General features: G+C 72.3%; 24 protein-coding genes. 22 read left to right on the top strand and 2 right to left on the bottom strand.

The genetic code is table 11. The features are described 5' to 3' along the window. Nucleotides 1-111: 111 nt before the first annotated feature. From fliI to ASG87_RS10855, 22 genes are all read left to right on the top strand, one after another. Nucleotides 112-1,479 carry a flagellar protein export ATPase FliI gene (fliI, locus tag ASG87_RS10750; protein ID WP_056004861.1) on the top strand — a complete coding sequence of 456 codons (1,368 nt, stop codon included), beginning with the start codon at nucleotides 112-114 and terminating at the stop codon, nucleotides 1,477-1,479. Next, a complete protein-coding gene (gene fliJ / locus ASG87_RS10755) occupies nucleotides 1,476-1,919 on the top strand; it encodes a flagellar export protein FliJ (RefSeq protein WP_056004735.1) in 444 nt (147 codons plus the stop codon). Before fliI ends, fliJ begins: the two co-directional genes overlap by 4 nt. A 100-nt stretch (nucleotides 1,920-2,019) precedes the next feature. Next, on the top strand, nucleotides 2,020-3,036 hold the full coding sequence (locus ASG87_RS10760; RefSeq protein ID WP_162258356.1) for a flagellar hook-length control protein FliK: 1,017 nt from the start codon (nucleotides 2,020-2,022) through the stop codon (nucleotides 3,034-3,036). A 645-nt stretch (nucleotides 3,037-3,681) separates the two neighbouring features. After that, a complete protein-coding gene (locus tag ASG87_RS10765) occupies nucleotides 3,682-4,176 on the top strand; it encodes a flagellar basal body-associated FliL family protein (protein WP_056004737.1) in 495 nt (164 codons plus the stop codon). A 19-nt stretch (nucleotides 4,177-4,195) separates the two neighbouring features. Continuing rightward, nucleotides 4,196-5,212, top strand: a complete 1,017-nt coding sequence (gene fliM, locus ASG87_RS10770; RefSeq protein ID WP_056004738.1) for a flagellar motor switch protein FliM — start codon at nucleotides 4,196-4,198, stop codon at nucleotides 5,210-5,212. Then, nucleotides 5,209-5,553 (top strand): flagellar motor switch protein FliN, encoded by a 345-nt coding sequence (gene fliN / locus ASG87_RS10775; RefSeq protein WP_056004739.1) that lies wholly within the window; start codon nucleotides 5,209-5,211, stop codon nucleotides 5,551-5,553. Before fliM ends, fliN begins: the two co-directional genes overlap by 4 nt. A 5-nt stretch (nucleotides 5,554-5,558) precedes the next feature. Continuing rightward, on the top strand, nucleotides 5,559-5,954 hold the full coding sequence (fliO, locus tag ASG87_RS10780) for a flagellar biosynthetic protein FliO (RefSeq protein ID WP_235499627.1): 396 nt from the start codon (nucleotides 5,559-5,561) through the stop codon (nucleotides 5,952-5,954). Beyond that, the gene (gene fliP, locus ASG87_RS10785) at nucleotides 5,951-6,772 is read left to right on the top strand and encodes a flagellar type III secretion system pore protein FliP (protein ID WP_082582910.1); all 822 of its coding nucleotides are present in this window, start codon (nucleotides 5,951-5,953) and stop codon (nucleotides 6,770-6,772) included. Before fliO ends, fliP begins: the two co-directional genes overlap by 4 nt. A gap of 91 nt (nucleotides 6,773-6,863) precedes the next feature. Further along, complete coding sequence (fliQ, locus tag ASG87_RS10790; protein ID WP_056004740.1) at nucleotides 6,864-7,133, top strand: flagellar biosynthesis protein FliQ; 270 nt, start codon at nucleotides 6,864-6,866, stop codon at nucleotides 7,131-7,133. After that, complete coding sequence (gene fliR / locus ASG87_RS10795) at nucleotides 7,130-7,903, top strand: flagellar biosynthetic protein FliR (protein ID WP_056004741.1); 774 nt, start codon at nucleotides 7,130-7,132, stop codon at nucleotides 7,901-7,903. Before fliQ ends, fliR begins: the two co-directional genes overlap by 4 nt. Nucleotides 7,904-7,907: 4 nt before the next feature. Then, on the top strand, nucleotides 7,908-9,044 hold the full coding sequence (gene flhB / locus ASG87_RS10800) for a flagellar biosynthesis protein FlhB (RefSeq protein ID WP_056004742.1): 1,137 nt from the start codon (nucleotides 7,908-7,910) through the stop codon (nucleotides 9,042-9,044). Nucleotides 9,045-9,055: 11 nt separating this feature from the next. Continuing rightward, nucleotides 9,056-11,146, top strand: coding sequence for a flagellar biosynthesis protein FlhA (gene flhA / locus ASG87_RS10805; protein WP_056004743.1), 2,091 nt, complete (start codon nucleotides 9,056-9,058; stop codon nucleotides 11,144-11,146). A 221-nt stretch (nucleotides 11,147-11,367) separates the two neighbouring features. Further along, nucleotides 11,368-12,708 carry a flagellar biosynthesis protein FlhF gene (gene flhF, locus ASG87_RS10810; RefSeq protein WP_056004744.1) on the top strand — a complete coding sequence of 447 codons (1,341 nt, stop codon included), beginning with the start codon at nucleotides 11,368-11,370 and terminating at the stop codon, nucleotides 12,706-12,708. Between the two features lie 14 nt (nucleotides 12,709-12,722). Then, nucleotides 12,723-13,664, top strand: a complete 942-nt coding sequence (locus ASG87_RS10815; RefSeq protein WP_056004866.1) for a MinD/ParA family protein — start codon at nucleotides 12,723-12,725, stop codon at nucleotides 13,662-13,664. A 1-nt stretch (nucleotide 13,665) separates the two neighbouring features. Then, nucleotides 13,666-14,463 (top strand): RNA polymerase sigma factor FliA, encoded by a 798-nt coding sequence (locus ASG87_RS10820; RefSeq protein ID WP_056004745.1) that lies wholly within the window; start codon nucleotides 13,666-13,668, stop codon nucleotides 14,461-14,463. 57 nt (nucleotides 14,464-14,520) lie between these two features. Next, nucleotides 14,521-14,928: a chemotaxis response regulator CheY gene (locus ASG87_RS10825; RefSeq protein WP_056004746.1), complete on the top strand. Its 408-nt coding sequence runs from the start codon at nucleotides 14,521-14,523 to the stop codon at nucleotides 14,926-14,928. Beyond that, nucleotides 14,925-15,560, top strand: coding sequence for a protein phosphatase CheZ (locus ASG87_RS10830; RefSeq protein WP_056004747.1), 636 nt, complete (start codon nucleotides 14,925-14,927; stop codon nucleotides 15,558-15,560). Before ASG87_RS10825 ends, ASG87_RS10830 begins: the two co-directional genes overlap by 4 nt. Nucleotides 15,561-15,600: 40 nt before the next feature. Continuing rightward, complete coding sequence (locus ASG87_RS10835; protein ID WP_082582911.1) at nucleotides 15,601-17,670, top strand: chemotaxis protein CheA; 2,070 nt, start codon at nucleotides 15,601-15,603, stop codon at nucleotides 17,668-17,670. A 1-nt stretch (nucleotide 17,671) separates the two neighbouring features. Then, nucleotides 17,672-18,412 (top strand): flagellar motor protein, encoded by a 741-nt coding sequence (locus tag ASG87_RS10840; RefSeq protein WP_056004748.1) that lies wholly within the window; start codon nucleotides 17,672-17,674, stop codon nucleotides 18,410-18,412. Next, a complete protein-coding gene (motD, locus tag ASG87_RS10845; RefSeq protein WP_056004749.1) occupies nucleotides 18,409-19,485 on the top strand; it encodes a flagellar motor protein MotD in 1,077 nt (358 codons plus the stop codon). The genes ASG87_RS10840 and motD overlap by 4 nt, the downstream gene beginning before the upstream one ends. Continuing rightward, nucleotides 19,482-19,976 (top strand): chemotaxis protein CheW, encoded by a 495-nt coding sequence (locus ASG87_RS10850; protein ID WP_056004750.1) that lies wholly within the window; start codon nucleotides 19,482-19,484, stop codon nucleotides 19,974-19,976. The genes motD and ASG87_RS10850 overlap by 4 nt, the downstream gene beginning before the upstream one ends. 74 nt (nucleotides 19,977-20,050) lie before the next feature. Further along, a complete protein-coding gene (locus ASG87_RS10855; RefSeq protein WP_056004751.1) occupies nucleotides 20,051-21,013 on the top strand; it encodes an asparaginase in 963 nt (320 codons plus the stop codon). A gap of 22 nt (nucleotides 21,014-21,035) precedes the next feature. Here ASG87_RS10855 and ASG87_RS10860 read toward each other — a convergent pair whose 3' ends face one another. Both ASG87_RS10860 and ASG87_RS10865 read right to left on the bottom strand, forming a co-directional pair. Next, on the bottom strand, nucleotides 21,036-21,779 hold the full coding sequence (locus tag ASG87_RS10860; protein ID WP_082582912.1) for a sulfite exporter TauE/SafE family protein: 744 nt from the start codon (nucleotides 21,777-21,779) through the stop codon (nucleotides 21,036-21,038). A gap of 148 nt (nucleotides 21,780-21,927) precedes the next feature. Further along, on the bottom strand, nucleotides 21,928-22,293 hold the full coding sequence (locus ASG87_RS10865; protein ID WP_056004752.1) for a VOC family protein: 366 nt from the start codon (nucleotides 22,291-22,293) through the stop codon (nucleotides 21,928-21,930). Between the last annotated feature and the right edge of the window lie 195 nt (nucleotides 22,294-22,488).

The following is a 22,488-nucleotide window of genomic DNA, read 5'->3' on the forward strand; positions in this document are numbered from 1 at the left end:
AGGAATCCAGCGCCTTTGGACGCCTGAACCCCAAGGCACTGGATCCCGGCTTTCGCCGGGATGACGGGCAAACTGGATGGGATGACGGGCAAGCTGGGCAGCCGGTACGCCATGGACGTTGAACCGACCATCGCCGCCCGCCGCGCGCAATGGCGGCAGAAGCTGCAACGCCGCCGCGCGCGTGCCGAGGGCGCGCATACCCTGGTGGTGGAAGGGCGCCTGCGCCGGGTGGTCGGCCTTACCCTGGAGGCCGAGGGTTGCGAGGCCGCGCTCGGCGCGCGTTGCCTGGTGGACAGCGCCGACGGCGCTCAACTGGATACCGAAGTGGTCGGCTTCGCCGACGAGCGGCTGCTGCTGATGCCGGTGGGCGAACTGCATGGCGTGCTGCCGAACGCGCGGGTGCGCCCGTGCCGCCATGCCGGTGGCCTGCCGGTGGGCGAGGGCCTGCTGGGCCGGGTGATCGGCGCCGACGGCCTGCCGCTGGACGGCCTCGGCCCGCTCGACGCGGACGAGCACGCCGCGCTCAAGCGCGAGCCGATCAACCCGATGGCGCGCAAGCCGATCGACACCGCGCTGGACACCGGCGTGCGCGCGATCAACGCGCTGCTCACCGTGGGCCGCGGCCAGCGCCTGGGCCTGTTCGCCGGCTCCGGCGTGGGCAAGTCCACCCTGCTCGGCATGATGACGAAATACACCGACGCCGACGTGGTGGTGGTCGGCCTGATCGGCGAGCGCGGCCGCGAGGTGAAGGAATTCGTCGAGCACACGCTGGGCGAGGAAGGGCGCCGCCGCGCGGTGATCGTCGCCGCGCCGGCCGACGCGCCGCCGCTCAAGCGCCTGCGCGGCGCGCAGTACGCCACCGCCATCGCCGAATGGTTCCGCGACCGCGGCCAGCGCGTGCTGCTGCTGATGGATTCGCTCACCCGCTACGCCCAGGCGCAGCGCGAGATCGCGCTCGCCATCGGCGAGCCGCCGGCGACCAAGGGCTACCCGCCGTCCGTGTTCGCCATGCTGCCCGCGCTGGTCGAGCGCGCCGGCAACGACGCCGAGGGCGTCGGTTCGATCACCGCGTTCTACACCGTGCTCACCGAGGGCGACGACTACCGCCACGATCCCATCGCCGACGCCGCGCGCGCGATCCTGGACGGCCACATCGTGCTGTCGCGCGACCTGGCCGAGGCCGGCCACTACCCGGCGATCGACATCGAGGCCTCGATCAGCCGCGTGATGCCGGCGGTGGCCGCGCGCGAGCACATGCGCGCGGCGCAGCGCTTCCGCCAGGTGTATTCCGCCTACCGCCAGCAACGCGACCTGATCGCGGTGGGCGCCTATCAGCAGGGCTCCGATCCGCAGGTGGACCGGGCCATCGCGATGTGGCCGCAACTGCGCGCCTTCCTGCAGCAGGAGGTGGACGAGCCGATGACCCTGGCCGACGGCATCGCCGCCCTGGCCGCGCTCGCCGACGAGGCGGCGGCATGAGCACGCGCGCCAACCGCCTGCAGCCGGCCGCCGACCAGGCCAGGCAGCGCAGCGAGGAAGCGGTGCAGAAACTGGCCGAGCAGCAGCAGGCGCTGGCCAAGGCCGAGCGGCAGTTGTCCGAGCTGCGCGGCTACCGGCAGGAATACGCGGTGGAGGCCGGCGGCGGCATGAGCGTGAGCGCGCTGCTCAACCGCCAGCAGTTCGTCGAGCGGATCGACCGCGCGATCGCGCAGCAACTGCACGAGATCGAGCGCCAGCGCCGCATGCTCGAACACGCGCGCGGACAGTGGCGCGAGGCGCACGCGCGCGAGGCCGCGCTCGACAGCGTGATCGACCGCTACCGCGAGCAGGAACGCAAGAGCGAGGAGCGCCGTGAGCAGGGCGAGATCGACGAGCGCATGCAGCATCGCCGCCCCGCGCGCCCGGAGCGCCAGCCGTGAGCGCGCGCGTGCCCGCAGCGCCCGGCCGCACGCAAGAGCCGCGAGACGACCGCGCCTGGACCGGGGCGCGCAACCGGATTTCTGGATGGCCGAGGTACGCATGAGCATGAACGCAGCGACGCCGCTACCGGCACAGGCGCAATCGCACCCCGGTACGCCGTCACCGGCGCCGGCCGGCAAGCCCACGGACGGCGCGTTCGACCGCCGCCTGGACGATGCGCGGCGTCAGCAGCGCGACACGCCGACGACGGCGCAGGAACCGGCGCAGGCCAAGGCCGCCGCACCCGGCAAGGCCGGCGACGCGGCCGCACCGGCGAAGGACGCCCCGGCGGCGGACGGCGAGGCGGAGCAGGGCGACGGCGACGCCGGCCTGCTTGCCGCCGCGGTGCTCGCCCTGCTGGGGCAGAGCGTGCCGGCCGCCCGTGCCGTCGCGGCCGCCCCGGCGGCGGCCGATGCCGGCCACGCTCACGACAAGGCGGCGCCAGGCGCGGTGCCGGGCGGCTTGCCCGTCGCCGCCGGCCTGCCGGCGCCGCCGTCGCAACTCCCTGGCCTGCCCGTCGCGCCGGAGGGCCTGATGAACGCGGCCGTGCAGCCCGAGCGGCTGACGCTCCCGGAACACGAACCCGGTGACATGCAGGCGCTGCCGGTGGCCTCGCTTCCGGCCGCCGTCGCGCATGCGGCGGTGCCGGACGCGCACGTCCTGGGCATGACCAGCGCCGCCGGCACGCCGGCCTTCGCGCAGGAGCTGGGCCAGCAGGTGGCCTGGCTCGGCGGGCAGGAGCTCAAGCAGGCGCGCATCCGGCTGCATCCGGAAGAATTCGGCCAGCTCGACGTGAAGGTGAGCGTGACGCACGGCCAGGTGGACGTCACGTTCGCAGTGCAGCATCCCGCCGCCGTGCACGCCGTGCAGCAGACCCTGGCCCAGTTGGACACCTTGCTGGCGCAGCACGGTCTTTCGCTCGGCCATGCCGAGGTTGGCCAGCAGCAGGCACGCGGCGAGCAGTCGCAGGGGCGGTCCGGGGGCGGGAATGCCCTGGGCGGCGATGACGACATGGGACTGGCCGCGCCGGTATCGCCGGCGCCCGCCGCGCTGGGCCTGCTCGATACGTTCGCCTGATCCGGTGCGGCGGCCGTGCCGCCGCGCGCGTCTTCCTGCGCGGAGCGGGAAGATCGTCTTCGCGGGACGGGAAGATCGGACATGGCCCGGCCGCTGCGGCCCTTTCGCGCCGCGGTTCCGGCGCGCGGCGGTGCGTGCGCGTGCGTTCCCCGGGGGAGCAGGGGCAAGCCGCTCCACCGGTGCGGTTTCAGGCGGATTCCCCCCGGCTTCCCGCCGCGTGCGCGCGATGCTCGCTCGAGGGGACGAGGGCTGGATCGCGGGCTTTCTGCCCGTCATTCCTGCGCAAGCAGGAATCCAGCGCCTGGATGTTCCTGGGGCAGAGGCACTGGATCCCAGCTTTCGCTGGGATGACGGGCAGGATCGGTCCTCGCCTGGGCAGGGCCCGCTGGCCCGCATCCGCATCCGCATCCACATCCGCACTGTGCGCGACAGCCGCGGCGCCGGATTCCGGACGGCCGTCGGCATCGCGTCGCGCCGGCGCGCCGGCGGGCGTCAAGAAAGCGCCGCCGCTGCCTCGCGATGCCCGCAAACCCGCTTGCCGCAAGGCTTGCGGAGGCTGGCACGTGGCTTGCTAAACCTCGTTCGGACCGCAGGGATGGCCGATGCCGCCATCGCATCGGACAGGTACGCAGATCGAGGGTTTTCATGGCAAACGAAGAAGTCGAAGCAGTCGTCGCGGCACCGGCGGGCAAGCGCCGCTCGCCGCTGGTGATCGGGCTGGCGGTGGCGCTGCTGGCGGTGTCGGGCGTATGCGCCTATGTGCTGTTCGGCGGCCGCGGCGCCGCGGCCGCCAGCAAGGCAAGCGAGCCGGCCCCTGCGAAGCACGAGCTGTACCTGCCGCTGGAGCCGGCCTTCGTGGTGAATTTCCGCGACGACGATTCGATGCGCTTCCTGCAGGTGGGCGTGAGCCTGATGTCGCACGACCCGGCCGCGCTGGCCGCCGCCAAGGACGCAGACCCGGTGATCCGCGACGCGCTGGTGAAGCTGTTCAGCAGCAAGGACTACGCGATCCTCAGCGACGCCGCCGGCAAGCAGAAGCTGCAGGCCGACGCGCTCGCCGCGGTGCGCGCGATCGTCGGCGCGCGCTACGGCAAGCCCGGCATCGAGGCGCTGTACTTCACCAGCTTCGTGATGCAGTGACGGCGGCGGAGCCACGCGCATGAGCGACCTGCTTTCCCAGGAAGAGATCGACGCGCTGCTCGACGGCGTCGAGGGCGGCGCGGTGGAGACCGGCAACGACGAGCCGTTGCCGGACGGCACGGCGATCCCGTACGACTTCACCCAGCAGGACCGCATCGTGCGCGGCCGCCTGCCGACGCTGGAGATGGTCAACGACCGCTTCGCGCGGTTCTTCCGCACCGCGCTGTTCGGCGTGCTGCGCAAGACCTGCGAGGTCTCGGTGCTCGGCGTGCGCATGCTGAAGTTCGCCGAGTACGTGCACGGGCTGGCGGTGCCGAGCAACCTCAACCTGGTACGCATCAAGCCGCTGCGCGGCACCGCGCTGACGGTGTTCGAGCCGCGCCTGGTGTTCACCGTGATCGACAATTTCTTCGGCGGCGACGGCCGCTACCACGCGCGCATCGAGGGCCGCGACTTCACCGCCACCGAGAACCGCGTGATCCAGATCATGCTGGGCGAGCTGTTCGGCGCGATGACCGAGGCGTGGGCGCCGGTGCTGGGCCTGCAGTTCGAGTACCTCAACTCGGAGATCAACCCGCAGTTCGCCAACATCGTCAGCCCGACCGAGACGGTGGTGGTATCGCGCTTCCACGTCGAGCTGGACGGCGGCGGCGGCGAGATCCACCTGACCCTGCCGTACGCGATGGTGGAGCCGATCCGCACCCTGCTCGACGCCGGCGTGCAGAGCGACCGCGTGGAGCGCGACGACCGCTGGGCCGAGACCCTGCACGAGGAAGTGCTCGACGCCGAGGTGGAGCTGAGCTCGCTGCTGCTGGAGACGCGCATCAGCATCGGCGACTTCCTGCGCCTGCGCCCGGGCGACGTGATCCCGGTGCAACTGCCCGAGCTGACCACGGTGTTCGCCGAAGACGTGCCGGTGTTCCGCGGTCGCTACGGCCAGGCCAACGGCCGCAACGCCATCCGTTACCACGCCCAGGCCGGTCGGCGCGAACGCCGCCTCACCGGCGACCTCGCCACAGAGAAGAAGCCCGCATGAGCCCGAACGACGCAGCACCCGCCGACGCCACCGAACGCGTCGAATTCGACACCCTGAGCGGCCTCGGCGGCGAGGGCGGCGAGGTCAACCTGGAAATGATCCTCGACGTGCCGGTGACCCTGGCGATGGAGGTCGGCCGCACCCGCATCAGCATCCGCAACCTGCTGCAGCTCAACCAGGGCTCGGTGGTGGAGCTGGACCGCGCCGCCGGCGAACCGCTGGACGTGTTCGTCAACGGCACCCTGGTCGCGCACGGCGAGGTGGTGGTGATCAACGAGAAGTTCGGCATCCGCCTGACCGACGTGATCAGCCCCGCCGAGCGCGTGCGCAAGCTGCGTTGAGCGCCGTGCCCGTGCTGGCCGTCCTCGCGCCCGTCGCCATCGCACCCGTCGCCGCCGCGTCCGATCCGGGCGTCGGCGGCGAGCTGCTGCGGGTGGTGCTGAGCCTGTTCGGCATCGTCGCGCTGATCCTCGCGGCCGGCTGGCTGAGCCGCCGCGTGCAGTCGCGCGGCATGCCCGGCGGGCGGCGCATCCGCTGCGTGGAAAGCTTCAGCGTCGGCGCGCGCGAGCGGCTGCTGCTGCTCGACGCCGACGGCAAGCGGCTGCTGGTGGGCGTGGGGCAGGGCGGCATGCGCACGCTGCACGTCTACGAGGGCGCGGCGCCGGAGCCGTCCGGTACGCCGCCGGCCGCCGCGGCGCCCGCGTTCGCCGAGCTGCTGGCCGGCTGGAGGCGCAAGCCATGAGGCGGCTGCTGCAACGCCTCCGCGGCGGCCTGCTGCTGGCCGCGCTGCTGCTGATGCCGCTGCACGGCATGGCCGCCGAACCGGCGCCGCCGGCCGCCGCCGCCCCGGCGGCCGCGATGCCCGCGCCGCTGTCGTCGCCCGCCGGCATCCCGGTGCTGACCGTGAAGGACGCGCCGGGCGGCGTCAGGAACTGGACGCTGTCGCTGCAGCTGCTGGCGCTGATGACGGTGCTGACCCTGCTGCCGGCGGTCCTGCTGATGATGACCTCGTTCACCCGGATCATCATCGTGCTGGGCTTCCTGCGCCAGGCGCTGGGCACGCAGTCGACGCCGCCCAACCAGGTGCTGCTGGGGCTGGCGCTGTTCCTCACCCTGTTCGTGATGTCGCCGGTGCTGGGCCGCGCCTACAACGATGGCGTGAAGCCGTACATGGACGGCCGGCTCAGCGCGGAGCAGGCGCTGCCGGCCGCCTCGCTGCCGTTCAAGCAGTTCATGCTCGACCAGACCCGCGACGCCGACCTGCAACTGTTCACCCAGTTGGCGAAGGAGAAGCCGTACGCGGGCAAGGCCGACGTGCCGTTCCGCGTGGCGATGCCGGCGTTCGTCACCAGCGAGCTGAAGACCGCGTTCCAGATGGGCTTCCTGCTGTTCATCCCGTTCCTGATCATCGACCTGGTGGTGGCCAGCGTGCTGATGTCGATGGGCATGATGATGGTCTCGCCGATGATCATCTCGCTGCCGTTCAAGATCATGCTGTTCGTGCTGGTGGACGGCTGGACGCTGCTGGTGGGGACGCTGGCGGGGAGCTTCTACGCATGAGCGCGAAAGGCCCCGCCCGCGAACCGGCTCCCGCAAGCGCGCGCTTGCTCCACTCTCGCTCCTCACTCCTCTCCACGCACTTCTCGCCCCCATGACCCCCGAATCGATCATGGCGCTGGGCCAGCACGCGCTGTACGTGGCGATGCTGGTGGCCGCGCCGCTGCTGCTGACCGCGCTGGCGGTGGGCCTGCTGATCGGCGTGATCCAGGCGGCCACGCAGATCAACGAGATGACCTTGTCGTTCATCCCGAAGCTGATCGCGATGGCGCTGGTGGCGCTGATCACCGGGCCGTGGATGCTGCGCACCCTGGTGCAGTTCACCCACCAGTTGATCTCGGGCCTGCCGGGGATGGCACGGTGAGCACGCTGGAACTGGCCGCGCTGCAGGACTGGCTCGGCGGCCTGCTGTGGGCGCTGGGGCGGGTCGGCGGGCTGTGCCTGGTGGCGCCGGTGTTCGGCTCGACGGTGATCCCCGCGCGCATCCGGGTGGCCCTGGCGCTGCTGCTGACCGCCGTGCTGGCGCCGCTGGCGCCGGCCGCGGCGGTCGATCCGCTGAGCGGCGACGGCGTGGCGACGATGGCCGGCCAGCTGCTGGTGGGCGCCGCGGTCGGCTTCGTGCTGAAGCTGGTGTTCGAGGCGGTGGCGATGGGCGGCCAGCTGATCTCGCAAAGCATGAGCCTGGGCTTTTCCGAGGTGGTCAATCCGCAGGGCGGCGGCTCCACCTCGGTGCTGGGCCAGTTCTACGTGGCGCTGGTGACCTTGCTGTTCCTGGCGATGGACGGCCACCTGCAACTGATCGCGCTGCTCGCCGACAGCTTCCGCACGCTGCCGCCGGGCGCCGCCGCGGTGGATGCGAACGGCCTGCACGCGGTGGCGCTGTACGGCGGCCAGCTCTTCGCCGGCGCGGTGCGGGTGGCGCTGCCGGCGATGACCTCGCTGCTGGTGGTGAACATCGGCTTCGCCGCGATCAGCCGCGCGGCGCCGTCGATGAACCTGTTCGCGGTGGGCTTCCCGATCACCGTGTCGCTGGGTTTCGTGGTGCTGTGGCTGTCGCTGCGCGGCCTGCCCGGCGCGTTCGGCTCGCTGCAGACCGGCGCCTGGACGCTGATGCGCGGACTGCTGGGAGGCTGACGCGATGTCGGAAGAGAGCGACCAGGAAAAAACCGAACAGCCGTCCGAAAAACGCCTGCGCGAGGCGCGCGAGAAAGGCGACGTCCCGCGCTCGCGCGACCTGTCCGGCGCGCTGGTGGTGCTGGCCGGCGTGGCCGCGCTGATGTCCGGCGGCCCGGCGGCGATGCGCCACGCGCGGCAGATCTACGCGCTGGGCCTGGACTACAACCGCGACGCGCTGTTCTCCGACGCGCTGCCGGCGCGCGTGCTCGGCATGGCGCTGCGCGAGGCGCTGGCGCTGTTCGCGCCGGTGGCCCTGGCGACCCTGCTGGCGACGTTCGCCGCGCCGGTGCTGCTGGGCGGGATCGGCTTCAGCGCGCAGGCATTGCAGCCGAAGTTCGAGCGGCTCGACCCGATCAAGGGCCTGGGCAAGGTGTTCGCCCTGCGCGGCCTGGTCGAGCTGGCCAAGTCGCTGCTCAAGCTGGCGCTGATCGGCGGCGTGCTGGCACTGGCGCTGCGGCATTGGCAGGGCGAGTTGCTGGACACCGGCCGCGGCGCGGTGGCGTCCGGCATCGCGCAGTCGATCGCCCTGCTCGGGCGCGCGGCGCTGACCTTCGGCGCGATGCTGGCGCTGATCGGCGGCATCGACGCCCTCTACCAGAAGTTCGACCACGCCAAGCGCCAGCGGATGACCAAGCAGGAACTGCGCGACGAGTCGAAGGAAAGCGAGGGCAACCCCGAGCTGAAGGGGCGCATCCGCCAGGTGCAGCACGCGATGTCGCGGCGCCGGATGATGCAGGAGCTGCCCAATGCCGACGTGGTGGTGGTCAACCCCAGCCACTTCGCGGTGGCGCTGCGCTACGACGACGGCAAGGGCGGCGCGCCGCGCGTGCTCGCCAAGGGCGTGGACGTGCTGGCGCAGCAGATCCGCCAGGTGGCCGCCGGCCACCGCATCCCGCTGGTGGAGGCGCCACCGCTTGCGCGCGCGCTGTACGCCACCACCGAGCTGGGCCGCGAGATCCCCGCCGCGCTCTACGTCGCGGTGGCGCAGGTGCTGGCCTACGTCTACCAGCTCAAGCAGGCGAAGGCGCACGGCGACGTGCCGCCGCCGCCACCGATGCCGGAGGTCGATCCCGACCTGCTCGGCCCGTACAAGTTCTAGAAGGAGGCTGCATGGCCGCCGTGGGCGCGATGGAAAACCTGAAACAGCTCGGCCGCCGCGGCATCGGCGCGCCGGTGATCATGCTGGCGATGCTGGGCATGATCATGCTGCCGCTGCCGCCGTTCCTGCTGGACATGCTGTTCAGCTTCAACATCGCGCTGTCGCTGGTGATCCTGCTGGCGGTGATCTACGTGATGCGGCCGCTGGAGTTCGGCGCGTTCCCCACCGTGGTGCTCGGCGCCACGCTGCTGCGGCTGGCGCTGAACATCGCCTCCACCCGCGTGGTGCTGCTGCACGGCCACGACGGCCCCGGCGCCGCCGGCAAGGTGATCGAGGCGTTCGGCGAGTTCGTCATCGGCGGCAACTTCGCGGTGGGCCTGGTGGTGTTCGCCATCCTCACCATCATCAACTTCGTGGTGGTGACCAAGGGCGCCACGCGCGTGTCGGAAGTGACCGCGCGCTTCACCCTGGACGCGATGCCCGGCAAGCAGATGGCGATCGACGCCGACCTCAACGCCGGCCTGCTGACCCAGGAGCAGGCGCGCGAGCGCCGCCAGGAAGTGCGCGAGGAGGCGGACTTCTACGGCTCGATGGACGGCGCTTCCAAGTTCGTGCGCGGCGACGCCACCGCCGGCATCCTGATCCTCATCATCAACATCGTCGGCGGCTTCTTCGTCGGCGTGATGCAGCACGGCCTGTCGGCCGGCGAGGCGGCGCGCACCTACACCCTGCTGACCATCGGCGACGGCCTGGTGGCGCAGGTGCCGGCGCTGATGCTGTCGGTGGCCGCGGCGGTGATCGTGACCCGCGCCACGCGCTCGCAGGACATGGGCCAGCAGCTCGTCGCGCAGGTGTTCGGGCAACCGCGGGCGCTGATGGTGGCCGGCGCGGTGCTGGGCGTGATGGGGCTGATCCCCGGCATGCCGAACATCGCCTTCCTGCTGCTGGGCGCGGCCTGCGCCGGCGCCGCCTGGCTGATGCGCAAGCGCGAGCGCGAGACCCGCGAGAAGCTGGCCGCGCCGGCCGCCGAAGCGCCCGCCGCGCCCGCGCCGGCGGAACGGCTGGAGCTGGGCTGGGAAGATGTTGCCGGGGTCGATCCGCTCGGGCTGGAGGTCGGCTACCGGCTGATCCCGCTGGTCGACACCCACCAGGGCGGCGAGCTGATGGGAAGGATCAAGTCGGTGCGCCGCAAGCTGTCGCAGGAGCTGGGTTTCCTGGTGCCGGCGGTGCACATCCGCGACAACCTGGACCTCGGCCCCAGCACCTACCGGATCACCCTGATGGGCGTGCCGATGGGCGAGGCCGAGGTGCACAACGAGCGCCTGCTGGCGATCAACCCCGGCCGCGTGCACGGCCCGTTGCAGGGCATCGCCACGCAGGACCCGGCGTTCGGGCTGGAGGCGGTGTGGATCGAACAGGGCCAGCGCGAGATGGCGCAGAGCCTGGGCTACACCGTGGTCGATCCGGCCACGGTGATCGCCACCCACCTGTCGCACATCCTGCAGGGCCACGCGCACGAGCTGCTCAGCCACCAGGACGTGCAGCAGTTGCTCGACCGCCTCGCCGAGAGCGCGCCCAAGCTGGTCGAGGACCTGGTGCCGCGGCGCCTGTCGCTGGGCGTGGTGGTGAAGGTGCTGCAGAACCTGCTGGCAGAGCGGGTGCCGATCCGCAACATGCGCGGCATCGTCGAATCCTTGGCGGAGCACGCCGGGCAGAGTCAGGATCCCGGCGTTCTGACCGCCGCCGTGCGCGTCGCCCTGGGCCGGCAGATCGTGCAGGAGATCACCGGGCTGGGCACCGAGGTGCCGGTGATCACGCTGGCGCCGGAGCTGGAGCAGATCCTGATGAACTCCCTGTCCGGCGGCGGCGTGGCCGGCGCGGCGGTGGAGCCGGGCCTGGCCGACCGCCTGCAGCAGGGCGTCGCCGACGCTGCCAGGCGCCAGGAAATGAGCGGCGAACCGGCCGTGCTGCTGGTCGCGCCGCAGCTGCGCCCCTGGCTCGCGCGCTTCACCCGCCACGTGGCACAGAACCTGCACGTACTGGCCTACAACGAGGTGCCCGACAACCGTCGGGTGCGGCTGGTGCAGGCGTTGGGGCGGTGAAGCGCCGTGAATGGGGAGTCGGGAATGGGGAATAGGAAGAGCGGGGCGAGGCCAGTTTCGACGATGCGCGCTGTTACTTATTCACCACATCGAATGGAACGAACAGGTCGGGAAAGGTCGGATATGCGCTACGGGCAGATCATGCAACGCAAGGCTGCGGCAACACGAGCCGTTCCTATTCCCCATTCCCCATTCCCTATTCCCGCGAGCAAGGCGAGCCCATGAAGATCAAGCGATTCGTAGCCACAGACATGCGCCAGGCGATGCGTGAGGTGCGCGAGGAGCAGGGGCCCGATGCGGTGATCCTGTCCACCCGGCGGCTGGCCGAGGGCATCGAGATCATCGCCGCGGTCGATTACGACGAGGCGCTGGTGCGCGAGGCGGCGCGCCATGGCGCGCCGTTGCCGGGCGACGCGCCGCCGGCGGCGATGCCGGCGCCCGAGCGCGCCAGCGTGACCCCGCTGCCGCCGGCACCGCCGCGCGCCAGGGCGGCGACGCCCGCCGCCGCGCCCGTGCCGGCGCCCGTATCCGCGCCCATGCCCGCGCGCGCGCCGGTGGAAACCGTCGCCGCGCCGGCGCCGGCGAAGGCCGCCGACGGCGAAGCGCCGGTGCATCCGCTGATCGAGCGCGCCGCACAGGACACCGTGCGCATGCGCGCCGAGCTGTCCAGCCTGCGCGAGATGCTGGAGCTGCAGCTTTCCAGCCTGGCCTGGAACGACATGGAGCGCCGCCAGCCGCTGCGCGCGCGCGTGCTGCGCGAGATGACCCGGCTCGGCATCGAGCCGGACGTGGCGCGCACCCTGGCCGACGAACTGCCCGAGCAACTCAGCGCCGAGCAGGCGCGCTACCTGCCGCTGGGCATGCTCAGCCGCCGCGTCGCGGTGAGCGCGCGCGGCCGCGCCGACCAGGCCGGGGTGACCGCCCTGGTCGGCCCCACCGGGGTAGGCAAGACCACCACGCTGGCCAAGCTCGCCGCGAAGGCGGTGATGCGCCACGGCGCCTCGCGCGTGGCCCTGGTCAGCACCGACCACTACCGCATCGGCGCCGCCGCGCAGCTCGAGCACTACGGCCGCCTGCTCGGCGTGCGGGTGTATCCGGCCTACGACGCGCAGAGCCTGCGCCAGGTGCTGGAGCTGCTTAAGGACTGCCACACCGTGCTGGTGGACACCGCCGGCCTGGCCGGCAGCGACCCGCGCCTGCAGCAGCAGCTCGACGTGCTCGGCGAGGCCGGCAACCTGCGAGCCTGCCTGGTGCTGGCGGCGAACGCGCAGGCGTCCGCGCTGGAGGAGGCGGTGCGCGCCTACCTGCCGCTGCAGCCGCACGCCTGCATTCTGACCAAGCTGGACGAGGCGCCCAGCCTCGGCGGCGCGCTGTCGGTGCTGATCCGCCACCGGCTCGCGCTGGACTACACCACCGACGGCCAGCGCGTGCCGGAGGACATCGCCGCGGCCGACGCGCGCGTGCTGGTCTGCCGCGCCGCGCAGGTGCTCAGGCAGCATGCCGCGGCGACGGACGACGGCCTGATGGCGGAGCGCTTCGGCGCCGCGGCGGCGCGGGCATGAGCGGGGCCATCGCGATGAACCAGGCCTGGGGCTTGAAGGACATGCTGTCGGCGATGACCGGGCTGGGCACGCAAGGCGCGCCGCCGCCGCAGGCGCACCAGGCCGCCACCCAGGCCGCCACCCTGGGCGTGCCGGCGCCGCGCCGGCCGTGCCGCGCCATCGCGGTGGCCGGCGGCAAGGGCGGCGTGGGCAAGACCACGGTAGCGGTGAACCTCGGCATGACGCTGGCGATGGCCGGCCGCGACGTGATGCTGCTGGACGCCGACATGGGGCTGGCCAACGTGGACGTGCTGCTCGGCCTGGTGCCGGCGCGCCACCTCGGCCACCTGCTCGACGGAAGCTGCGGCATCGAGGACCTGGTGCTCACCGCGCCGCACGGGCTGAAGGTGATTCCCGGCGGCTCCGGCGCGCGCCGGCTGGCCCAGCTCGGCAACGGCGAGCACGCCGCGGTGATCCGCGCCTTCGACGAGCTGGCGCAGCCGCCGGACTACCTGCTGGTGGATACCGCCGCCGGGCTGTCCGACAACGTGGCGATGTTCGCCGCGGCGGCCGACGAGGTGGTGCTGGTGGTGTGCGACGAGCCCGCCTCGCTCACCGACGCCTACGCCCTGGTCAAGGTGCTCAGCCGCGATTTCGGCGTGCGCCGCTTCCGCATGGTGGCGAACATGGTGCGCAACGCCGGCGAGGCGCGCGCGCTGCACCAGAAGCTGGCACGGGTCAGCGACCGCTTCCTCGACGTGGTGCTCGATTTCGCCGGCCTGGTGCCGCACGACGAGCGCCTGCGCCAGGCGATCCGGCGCCAGGGCGCGGTGGTGGACCTGTGGCCGTCGAGCCGTTCGGCGCAGGCATTCAAGCAATTGGCGGGTGCGGTCGATACATGGGGAGAACCCGCGCGAGCGGGCCTCGACCGCATCGCCTTCTTCGGCGGTCAGGCCGCACCGGTGGCGGGGTGGTGAGATGAGCGTGGCATCGGAATACCTGCAACTGCAGCGCCAGAGCGCCGACGAGCTGGTCAAGCAACATGCGCCCCTGGTGCGGCGGATCGCCTACCACCTGATGGGCCGGCTGCCGCCGAGCGTCGACGTGGGCGACCTGATCCAGTCCGGCATGATCGGGCTGCTCGAGGCTGCGCGCCATTACGCCGACGACCGCGCGGCCAGCTTCGAGACCTACGCCGGCATCCGCATCCGCGGCGCCATGCTCGACGAGCTGCGCCGGCTCGACTGGACCCCGCGCTCGGTGCACCGCAAGGTGCGCGAGATGGCCGAGGCGGTGCGCCAGATCGAGATCGAGACCGGCGCCGACGCCGACGATACCGAGGTGATGAAGCGGCTTGGCATGACGCCCGACGAATACCACGCGGCCCTGGCCGACGCCGCCAGCGCGCGCCTGCTCAGCCTCACCGCGCCGGACGACGGCGACGGCGCCGCCGCGCTCGACGTGGCCGACCAGAACAGCCTGGGGCCGCACGAGAACATCGAGCAGGACGGCCTGCGCCAGGCGCTCGCCGAGGGCATCGGCAGCCTGCCCGAGCGCGAGCAACTGGTGATGTCGCTGTACTACGAGCAGGAACTGAACCTGAAGGAAATCGGCGCGGTGCTGGGCGTGACCGAGTCCCGCGTCTGCCAGATCCACGGCCAGGCCGTGGTGCGCCTGCGCGCGCGCCTGGGCGACTGGCGGGACGGGGGGAATGGGGAATCGGGAATGGGGAATCGCAAAGGCAAGAGCCAACGCGCTTCCCCGTCCACCCGCTGACCTTCCCGCCCTCGCTTACGAATCCCCAATCCCGAATCCCGCTCCAAAAGAGGTCGCATGGACAAGAACATGAAAATCCTGGTGGTGGACGATTTCTCCACCATGCGGCGGATCGTCCGCAACCTGCTGGTGGAGCTGGGCTTCAGCAATCCGCTGATCCAGGAGGCCGACGACGGCAACAACGCGCTGCTCCTGCTGCGCAGCCAGCCGTTCGACCTGGTCGTCACCGACTGGAACATGCCCAACATGACCGGCATCGACCTGCTGCGCGCGATCCGCGCCGAGCCCTCGCTCAAGGGCATGCCGGTGCTGATGGTCACCGCCGAGAACAACCGCGACCAGATCATCGCCGCGGCCCAGGCCGGGGTGAACGGCTACATCGTCAAGCCGTTCACCGCGATCACGCTGCAGGAGAAGCTCACCAAGATCTTCGAACGGATCGCCGCCGCGGGAGCCGCCGCATGAGCGCCGTCCTGCCCGCACTCACCGGGGGCGCGCTGCCGCCCGAACTGCACGAGCTGCTCAACAGCGCCGACGGCGCCGCCTTCGAGCAGGCGCTGGACACGCTGGTGCGCCAGCGCGAACAGCACCTGTTTCGCGCGCTGGGCCTGCTCGCGCGCGACCTGCACGACGCGGTGCGCCGGCTCGGCGGCGACCTCGCGCAGGAAGGCGTGCCCGGCAGCGTCGCCGACGCGCGCCAGCACCTCAACGACGTGCTGGAGATGAGCGCGCTGGCCGCGCACCGCAGCATCGACTTCGCCGAACGCATGCGGCCGCAGGCCGAATCGCTGGCGCGCGACGCCGGCGACCTGCTGGCCGCCGGCGCCGGCGAGCCGGCCGCCGCGCTGGCGCGCCAGGCCGGCGAGTTCGCCGGACAATGCCGCGACGGCCTGGCCGACATGGTGATGGCGCAGTCCTGGCAGGACCTCTCCGGCCAGCGCATCAAGAAGGTGGTCGACTTCATCGGCAGCGTGGAGTCCTCGCTGCTCGAACTGGTGACCCTTACCGGCGCCCTCGGCGGCAGCGAGACGGTGGCGGTGGCGAAGGTGTCCAGCCAGGACGAGGCGGACCGCCTGCTCAGCGAATTCGGTTTCTAAAGGAGCGGCCCATGAGGGACGTGCCCATGGAAGCGAGCCCATGATCGATCCGGCGCTGGACAGCGAGCTGCGCGACGATTTCCTGGTCGAGGCCGGGGAGCTGCTGCAGCGCCTGGACGAACAACTGGTCGGGCTGGAGGCCGCGCCGCGCGACGCCGAGCTGCTGAACGCGGTGTTCCGCGCCTTCCACACGGTGAAGGGCGGCGCCGGCTTCCTCGCGATCGAGCCGATGGTGGCGCTGTGCCACCACGCCGAGGACCTGCTCAACGAGGCGCGCAACGGCGCCTTCGTGCTCGATGCGGCGCGGATGGACGCGCTGCTGGAGGCGCTCGACCGGCTCAACGCGATGATGGACGCCCTGCGCGACGGCACGCCGCTGGCGATGCCGCCGCCGTCGCTGCTGCAGCGGTTGCAGCCGCCGGGCAAGTCTGCGCCCGCGCCGGCGCCCGTGCCCGAGGCGATGCCGGCGGAAGCGACCGACGGCACGGCCGTGCCGATCGACGACAGCGAGTTCGAGGCGCTGCTCGACAGCCTGTACGGCAGCGCCGCACCGGGCACGGTCGAGCCCGCCGCGCCGGCGGCCGCGTCGGCCGGCATCGACGACGACGAGTTCGAGGCGCTGCTGGACAGCCTGCATGGCAGCGCGGCGCCGGGTGCGACGGGCGCTGCGGAGCCGGTCGCGTCGAAGGCGTCCGGCAGCATCGACGACGACGAATTCGAGGCGCTGCTGGACCAGTTGCATGGCGCGGGAACCGCTCCCGGAAGCGTGCCGGAGTCGCGCGGGAACGGCGAGGCGCTGGATCCCGGCTTTCGCCGGGATGACGGGCGGAAAAGCGGCGATGGCGAGCGGGAGTCCGCTGCTGGAAAACGGCCATCGGTTTCGTCGGACCGCCCAGCGGAAGCGCCTGCGCCGGCACGCGCCGCGGCAGCGCCCGTCGAGGCCAGCGTGCGCGTGGACACCGGCAAGCTCGATGCGCTGGTCAACCATGCCGGCGAACTGGTGCTGGTGCGCAACCGCCTGCAGAGCCTCGCCGCGCGCAGCGGCGACGAGACGCTGGCGCAGGCGGCCGGCGAGCTGGACCGGGTCGCCGACGAACTGCAGGGCGCCGTGCTCGGCATGCGCATGCAGCCGGTCGGGCGGTTGTTCCAGCGCTTCCCGCGGATCGTGCGCGACCTCGCGCGCCAGCTCGGCAAGGAAGTGGAACTGGTGCAGGAAGGCGAGGGCACCGACCTCGACCGCAGCCTGGTCGAGGCGCTGGCCGACCCGCTGGTGCACCTGCTGCGCAACGCGCTCGACCACGGCCTGGAAATGCCCGACGCGCGCGAGCGCGCCGGCAAGCCGCGCAAGGGCACGGTGCGGCTCGCCGCCAGCCAGCGCGGCGAGCGCATCGTGATCGCGGTGAGCGACGACGGCCGCGGCATGGACCCGGACGTGCTCAGGCGCAAGGCGGTCGAGAAGGGCCTGATCGACGAGGCGCAGGCCGCGCGGCTGGACGAGGCCGAGTGCTACGAACTGATCTTCCGCCCGGGCTTCAGCACGGCGGCGGCGGTGTCCGACATCTCCGGCCGCGGCGTCGGCATGGACGTGGTGAAGACGCGCGTGGCGGAGCTGGGCGGCACGCTGCGGGTGCGCTCGCGGCTCGGCCACGGCAGCGAGCTGGAACTGACCGTGCCGCTGACCCTGGCGATCCTGCGCGTGCTGATGGTGCGCGTGGGCACGCGGCTGCTGGCGCTGCCGCTGAGCAACGTCGAGGAAGTGTTCGAGCTGGCCGCCGGCCAGGACCACCTGCTCGACGGCCAGCGGGTCGCCGCGCACCGCGGCCGCGCGCTGCCGCTGGGCGACCTGGCCGGCTGGGCCGGCGTCGGCGGGGCGGCCGGCCGCCACGTGGCGGTGCTGCACATCGGCCACCTGCGGCTGGGCTGCCTGGTGCACGAGGTGATCGGCCGCGAGGACGTGATGGTCAAGCCGCTCGGCCCGCTGTTCGAGGGCGTGCCCGGCGTGGCCGGCGCCACCGTCACCGGCGACGGCCGGCTCGCGCTGGTGCTCGACCTGGCCGGGCTGGCCGACGACGGCGGACGACTCCTCCCTTCCCTGAAAGCAACGGCGTGATATGGACCTGGTAAGTCTCATCGGCACGATCCTGGCCTTCGTGGTCATCGTCCTCGGCACCATCCTCAAGGGCTCCTCGGTCGAGGCGCTGTGGAACCCGGCGGCCTTCGTGATCGTGTTCGCCGGCACCCTCGCCGCGCTGCTGGTGCAGAACCAGGGCAAGGTGCTGCGCCAGGCGCTGAAGATGCTGCGCATGATCTACCGCCCGCCGCGGCACCAGCCGGCCGACCTGATCAGCCGCATCGTCGGCTGGAGCGAGATCTCGCGCCGGCAGGGCCTGCTCGGGCTGGAGTCGCAGATCGACGCCGAGGCCGACCCGTTCATCGGCAAGGGCCTGCAACTGCTGGTGGACGGCGGCGAGCCGGAGGCGATCCGCGGCGTGCTGGAGGTGGACCTGGAAACCCGCGAGGCGATCGACCTGGCCGGCGCCAAGGTGTACGAGATGGCCGGCATCTACTCGCCCACGCTGGGCATCATCGGCGCGGTGATGGGCCTGATGGCGGTGATGCAGAACCTGGCCGACCCGAGCAAGCTCGGCCACGGCATCGCCGCCGCCTTCGTGGCGACCATCTACGGCGTGGCGCTGGCCAACCTGTTCATGCTGCCGATGGCCGCGCGCCTGAAGGGGCTGATCGGCAAGCAGTCGCAGATGCGCGAGATCCTGATCGAGGGCCTGGTGGCGATCGCCCAGGGCGACAACCCCCGGCAGATCGAGGCCAAGCTGCAGGGCTACCTGTCGTGAGACGGCACCGGCGCCACGACGAGCACCTCAACCACGAGGCGTGGGCGATCCCCTATGCCGACCTGATGACCCTGCTGCTGGCGTTCTTCGTGGTGATGTACGCGGTCTCGGTGGTCAACGAGGGCAAGTACCGGGTGATGTCCGAGTCGATCATCGAGGCGTTCAACGGCTCCAGCCACGTGATCGCGCCGATGCCGGTGACGCGGGTGACGCCGCACAACGTCGACCCGGCCATCGCCGCGCCGGCCAACCAGCCCGGCGCGGCGACCACGCCGATCGCCGTGCCGATCCCGCGGCGGCCCTCGCCGGCGCGCGCGGCCGACCTGCGCCGCGCCATGCCGCCGACCCGGCAGGAGCGCGAGCGGGAAAACCTGCGGCGCATCGAGAACGAGGTGCAGCAGGCGCTGCAGCCGCTGATCGACAAGAAGCTGGTGATCGTGCGGCGCACGCAGAACTGGCTGGAGATCGAGATCCGCACCGACATCCTGTTCCCCAGCGGCGTGGCGCAGTTGTCGCGGCCGGCCGACGTGGTGCTGGGCCAGATCGCCGCGATCCTGACGCCGTTCTCCAACCCGCTGCGGGTGGAGGGCTATACCGACGACAAGCCGATCAACACGGCCGTCTATCCGTCCAACTGGGAGCTGTCCGCCGCGCGCGCGGCCAGCGTGGCGCGGCTGTTCGCCGGGCACGGCATCAGCCCGAGCCGGCTCGGCATCATCGGCTGGGGCGAGTTCCGCCCGACCGCCGACAACGCCACCGAGGAAGGCCGCAACCGCAACCGCCGCGTGCTGGTGGTGGTGCTGAGCGACCAGGCGATGCCCACGCGCTTCTACAGCGACGTGGAGCGGGCCGGCCAGCTCGCCGACGCGCCGGAGGTGGCTCCCGATCCCGCGCCGGCCGCCGCCGCAGGCGAGGCCACCGCGTCGACCGATGCCGCGGCCGGCAGGCCGGCGACGCTGCCGGACGTGCCGCGCATCCGCGCCGCCGCCGCGACGGCCGGCGTCGCGCTCCCGTCCGCCGCGGCCGTGCGCCCGCCCGCGTCGCGCGCCCTCGCACCGGACCGCAGCCCATGAATCCCACGACGCCTGTTCGCCGCGCATCCGCCGCGCCGCCCGACGCCGCCGCGCAGAGCTGGCTCGGCTTCCGCCTGGACGGCCAGCTCTACGCCGCGCCGCTGGCCAGCGTCAGCGAAGTGATCCGTCCCGGCGAGCTGACCCCGGTGCCCGGCGCGGCGCCCGACCTGCTCGGCATCCGCCACCTGCGCGGGCGCATCGTGCCGGTGATGGACGGCCGCCTGCGGCTCGGCCTGCCGGCGCGCACGCACGGCGACGACGCCGAGGCGCGCATCGTGATGCTGGTCCACGGCAGCCACCAGGTCGGCCTGTACGTCGATGCCATCGGCGAGCTGCTGGCGCCCGCCGTCGCCGAGGTGGCGCCGCCGCCGCCGGGCCGCGCGCGGCGCGACGACGACCCCGTGCACGGCGTGCTCGCCTGGCGCGGCGGCTTCGTGGCCCTGCTCGACGTGCGGCGGCTGTGCCGCCTTCCGGCCGACGACGGCGCCTGAACCCGGCCCGGCGGTGCGGCGGCGCGCGGAGCCGGCTACGCTCGTGCTCTCGCAACGGCTGAAGGTGGCTTCGGATGCGTCGTATTGCCCTGATCGCCTGCGGCGGAACGATCGCCGGCCAGCCCGACGCGGCGGGCCGGTTCCGCCCCGTCGGCGCCGCGGCCGAACTGCTGGGCGGGGTGGCCGTGCCGGCCGGTGTCGAGGTCGTGCCGGTGGATGCCCTGTCCGTGCCCAGCCGCGCGATGTCGCCGGCCGACGTGCTCGGCCTGGTGGCGCTGGTCGAGCGGCTCGCCGGCGGCGAAGCGCCGGTGGACGGGGCGGTGGTCACCCAGGGCACGGACACGCTGGAGGAAACCGCCTACCTGTTCGAGCTGACCTGCGCCGCGGCGATCCCGGTCGTGCTCACCGGCGCCATGCGGCCCAGCGTCGTGGCCGGCTCGGACGGGCCGGCGAACATCGCGGCCGCGCTCGCCGTCGCGGCGCGGCCGGAGGCGGCGGGGCTCGGGCCGCTGGTGGTCTTCGGCGACGAGATCCACGCGGCGCGCTGGGCAACCAAGGTGCATACCGTGCGGCCGGCGGCGTTCGCCAGCCCGGGCGCCGGCCCGGTCGGCATCGTCGGCGAAGGCCGCGTCCGGCTGTGGGGGCCGGCATGCTCCGGCCTGCTGGGGCGTCCCGCGGCGCTGGCCGCGCGGGTCGAATTGCTGGCCGTCGCCAGCGGCGACGACGGCCGCCTGGCCGAGGCGGCGGGCAGCTACGCCGATGGCCTGGTGGTCGCGGCGATGGGCGGCGGCCACGTGCCGCCCGCGGCGGCGGCCGTGCTGGCGCGGCTGGCGAAGAGGATGCCGGTGGTGCTCGCCAGCCGCTGCGCCGCCGGGCCGGTGCTCACCTCGACCTACCGCGGCGCGGGCGCCGAAACCGACCTGCTCGCGCACGGCCTGCTCGCGGCGGGCAACCTGCAACCGCTGAAGGCGCGCCTGCGCCTGATGGCCGGCTTGGCTCTGGGCCTGTCGCCGGAAAGCCTTTTCCCGCTCGACTAGGCCGGCCGGTCGCCGCGCTCGGCTAGGCCACCCCGCCGATCGACTGCGCCAGCAGCAGGACGCCCACGGCGATCAGCCCGAGGTGCACGTAGCGCAGGAACGAGCGCGCATCCATCCGGCCGTTGGCGAGCCGGCCCAGGAAGATCGCCGCCAGCACCGCCGGCAGCGAGACCAGGTAGTAGTGCGTCACGGCGGGGTTCCACAGGCCGGCGAACCAGTAGCCGGCCATCGACATCAGGCTGGCCGGCAGGAAATAGCCTTGCAGGGTGGCGCGGAAATGCTGCGGCGACCAGCCGCGCAGCGTGCCGTACATCACCAGCGGCGGCCCGTTCATGCCGTACGCGCCGCCCAGCACGCCGGCGCCGAAGCCGAAGCTCCACGCCATGCGGTCGTCCGCGAGCGTGGCGCGCCTGCGGCCACGCAGGCAGTACAGCGAAAAGCCCACGATGACCGTGCCGAGCAGGCATTTCACGATGCGCCCGGGCACCGCCGTCAGCAGGTACAGGCCCAGCGGCGTGCCCACCAGGGTCGAGGCGACCAGCCAGCCGGCGCTGCGCACGTGCACGTGGCGCCAGTCCTGCAACAGCACGACGCCGGCCACCGTGATGGAAACGAGCACCGCCACCGGCGCGGCCACTTCCACCGGCATGACGAGGGCGAGCAGGGGAACCGCGACCAGCGCCTCGCCGAAGCCGAAGGCCGATCGCACGAACGTCGCGAGAAACAACACCAGCAGCACCTGGGCCGTCGTCCAGTCGAGCATCATTCCGTGGGGGTGATCCATTAGGCGGCAGGCCCGAAATTATACCAGCGCAGGCCCGATCCATGGCCGCGAACCGGCCGGCGGCACGGTCCGTAAACGGCCGGGGAGACGTTGCCTGCCCGGTGGATCGCCGCACCCGCGGGCGGGTTCTTCACGGCAGGTTCTGTGCGATCCGCCACAGCACCCCGGCGGGGTCGAGCAGGGTGAAGTCGCGCATCGCCCACGGCCGGTCTTCGGGCTCACCCACTTCGGTGGCGAAGCGTCCGGCCACGCCCGACGCGAGCACGTGGGCATGCCAGTCGTCGACGTTCTCCACCAGCAGGTGCATCTGGTAGTTGCGGGCGAATGCCGGGGCGTCGAACGCCTGTAGCAGGAAGCTGGTGTCGCCGTGGCGGACGTAGGCGAGATCGCCCGAGGACCAGGGAATCTCGAAGCCGAGCGCGAGGTAGAACTGCCTCGAACGTTCGAAATCGGGCGCGGGAAGGAAGGCCTTGATCTCGACGGTGCGCAGGTTCATGCCGGTCTCCGTGGTGGCGCGGCGGAGGCGTTGCGGCCTTTCGTGCAGGCCGTTGCGCTGGATGCCGCACTATGCGGGAGCCGTTGCCGGAAAATCCATGCGCGGGCGGCGAAGGACGATCGCGTCGCGCCGCTAGCTGTCGATTATCAACACGTTGTTTCGGAATCGAGACAAGGCTGACGCTCGGTGGTCGCG

Source organism: Frateuria sp. Soil773, from assembly GCF_001428405.1.
GTDB lineage: Bacteria > Pseudomonadota > Gammaproteobacteria > Xanthomonadales > Rhodanobacteraceae > LMSL01.

What these genes read in the sequence shown, in the direction of transcription:
- ASG87_RS10760 (WP_162258356.1), top strand. Translation starts at nt 2,020, where the DNA reads ATGAGCATGAACGCAGCGACGCCGCTACCGGCACAGGCGCAATCGCAC.
- flhA (WP_056004743.1), top strand. Translation starts at nt 9,056, where the DNA reads ATGGCCGCCGTGGGCGCGATGGAAAACCTGAAACAGCTCGGCCGCCGC.
- ASG87_RS10825 (WP_056004746.1), top strand. Translation starts at nt 14,521, where the DNA reads ATGGACAAGAACATGAAAATCCTGGTGGTGGACGATTTCTCCACCATG.
- fliN (WP_056004739.1), top strand. Translation starts at nt 5,209, where the DNA reads ATGAGCCCGAACGACGCAGCACCCGCCGACGCCACCGAACGCGTCGAA.
- ASG87_RS10815 (WP_056004866.1), top strand. Translation starts at nt 12,723, where the DNA reads ATGAACCAGGCCTGGGGCTTGAAGGACATGCTGTCGGCGATGACCGGG.
- ASG87_RS10830 (WP_056004747.1), top strand. Translation starts at nt 14,925, where the DNA reads ATGAGCGCCGTCCTGCCCGCACTCACCGGGGGCGCGCTGCCGCCCGAA.
- fliQ (WP_056004740.1), top strand. Translation starts at nt 6,864, where the DNA reads ATGACCCCCGAATCGATCATGGCGCTGGGCCAGCACGCGCTGTACGTG.
- ASG87_RS10860 (WP_082582912.1), bottom strand. Translation starts at nt 21,779, where the DNA reads ATGATGCTCGACTGGACGACGGCCCAGGTGCTGCTGGTGTTGTTTCTC.
- ASG87_RS10850 (WP_056004750.1), top strand. Translation starts at nt 19,482, where the DNA reads ATGAATCCCACGACGCCTGTTCGCCGCGCATCCGCCGCGCCGCCCGAC.
- flhB (WP_056004742.1), top strand. Translation starts at nt 7,908, where the DNA reads ATGTCGGAAGAGAGCGACCAGGAAAAAACCGAACAGCCGTCCGAAAAA.
- ASG87_RS10855 (WP_056004751.1), top strand. Translation starts at nt 20,051, where the DNA reads ATGCGTCGTATTGCCCTGATCGCCTGCGGCGGAACGATCGCCGGCCAG.
- fliM (WP_056004738.1), top strand. Translation starts at nt 4,196, where the DNA reads ATGAGCGACCTGCTTTCCCAGGAAGAGATCGACGCGCTGCTCGACGGC.
- fliJ (WP_056004735.1), top strand. Translation starts at nt 1,476, where the DNA reads ATGAGCACGCGCGCCAACCGCCTGCAGCCGGCCGCCGACCAGGCCAGG.
- ASG87_RS10840 (WP_056004748.1), top strand. Translation starts at nt 17,672, where the DNA reads ATGGACCTGGTAAGTCTCATCGGCACGATCCTGGCCTTCGTGGTCATC.
- ASG87_RS10835 (WP_082582911.1), top strand. Translation starts at nt 15,601, where the DNA reads ATGATCGATCCGGCGCTGGACAGCGAGCTGCGCGACGATTTCCTGGTC.
- fliI (WP_056004861.1), top strand. Translation starts at nt 112, where the DNA reads ATGGACGTTGAACCGACCATCGCCGCCCGCCGCGCGCAATGGCGGCAG.
- ASG87_RS10765 (WP_056004737.1), top strand. Translation starts at nt 3,682, where the DNA reads ATGGCAAACGAAGAAGTCGAAGCAGTCGTCGCGGCACCGGCGGGCAAG.
- ASG87_RS10865 (WP_056004752.1), bottom strand. Translation starts at nt 22,293, where the DNA reads ATGAACCTGCGCACCGTCGAGATCAAGGCCTTCCTTCCCGCGCCCGAT.
- flhF (WP_056004744.1), top strand. Translation starts at nt 11,368, where the DNA reads ATGAAGATCAAGCGATTCGTAGCCACAGACATGCGCCAGGCGATGCGT.
- fliP (WP_082582910.1), top strand. Translation starts at nt 5,951, where the DNA reads ATGAGGCGGCTGCTGCAACGCCTCCGCGGCGGCCTGCTGCTGGCCGCG.
- ASG87_RS10820 (WP_056004745.1), top strand. Translation starts at nt 13,666, where the DNA reads ATGAGCGTGGCATCGGAATACCTGCAACTGCAGCGCCAGAGCGCCGAC.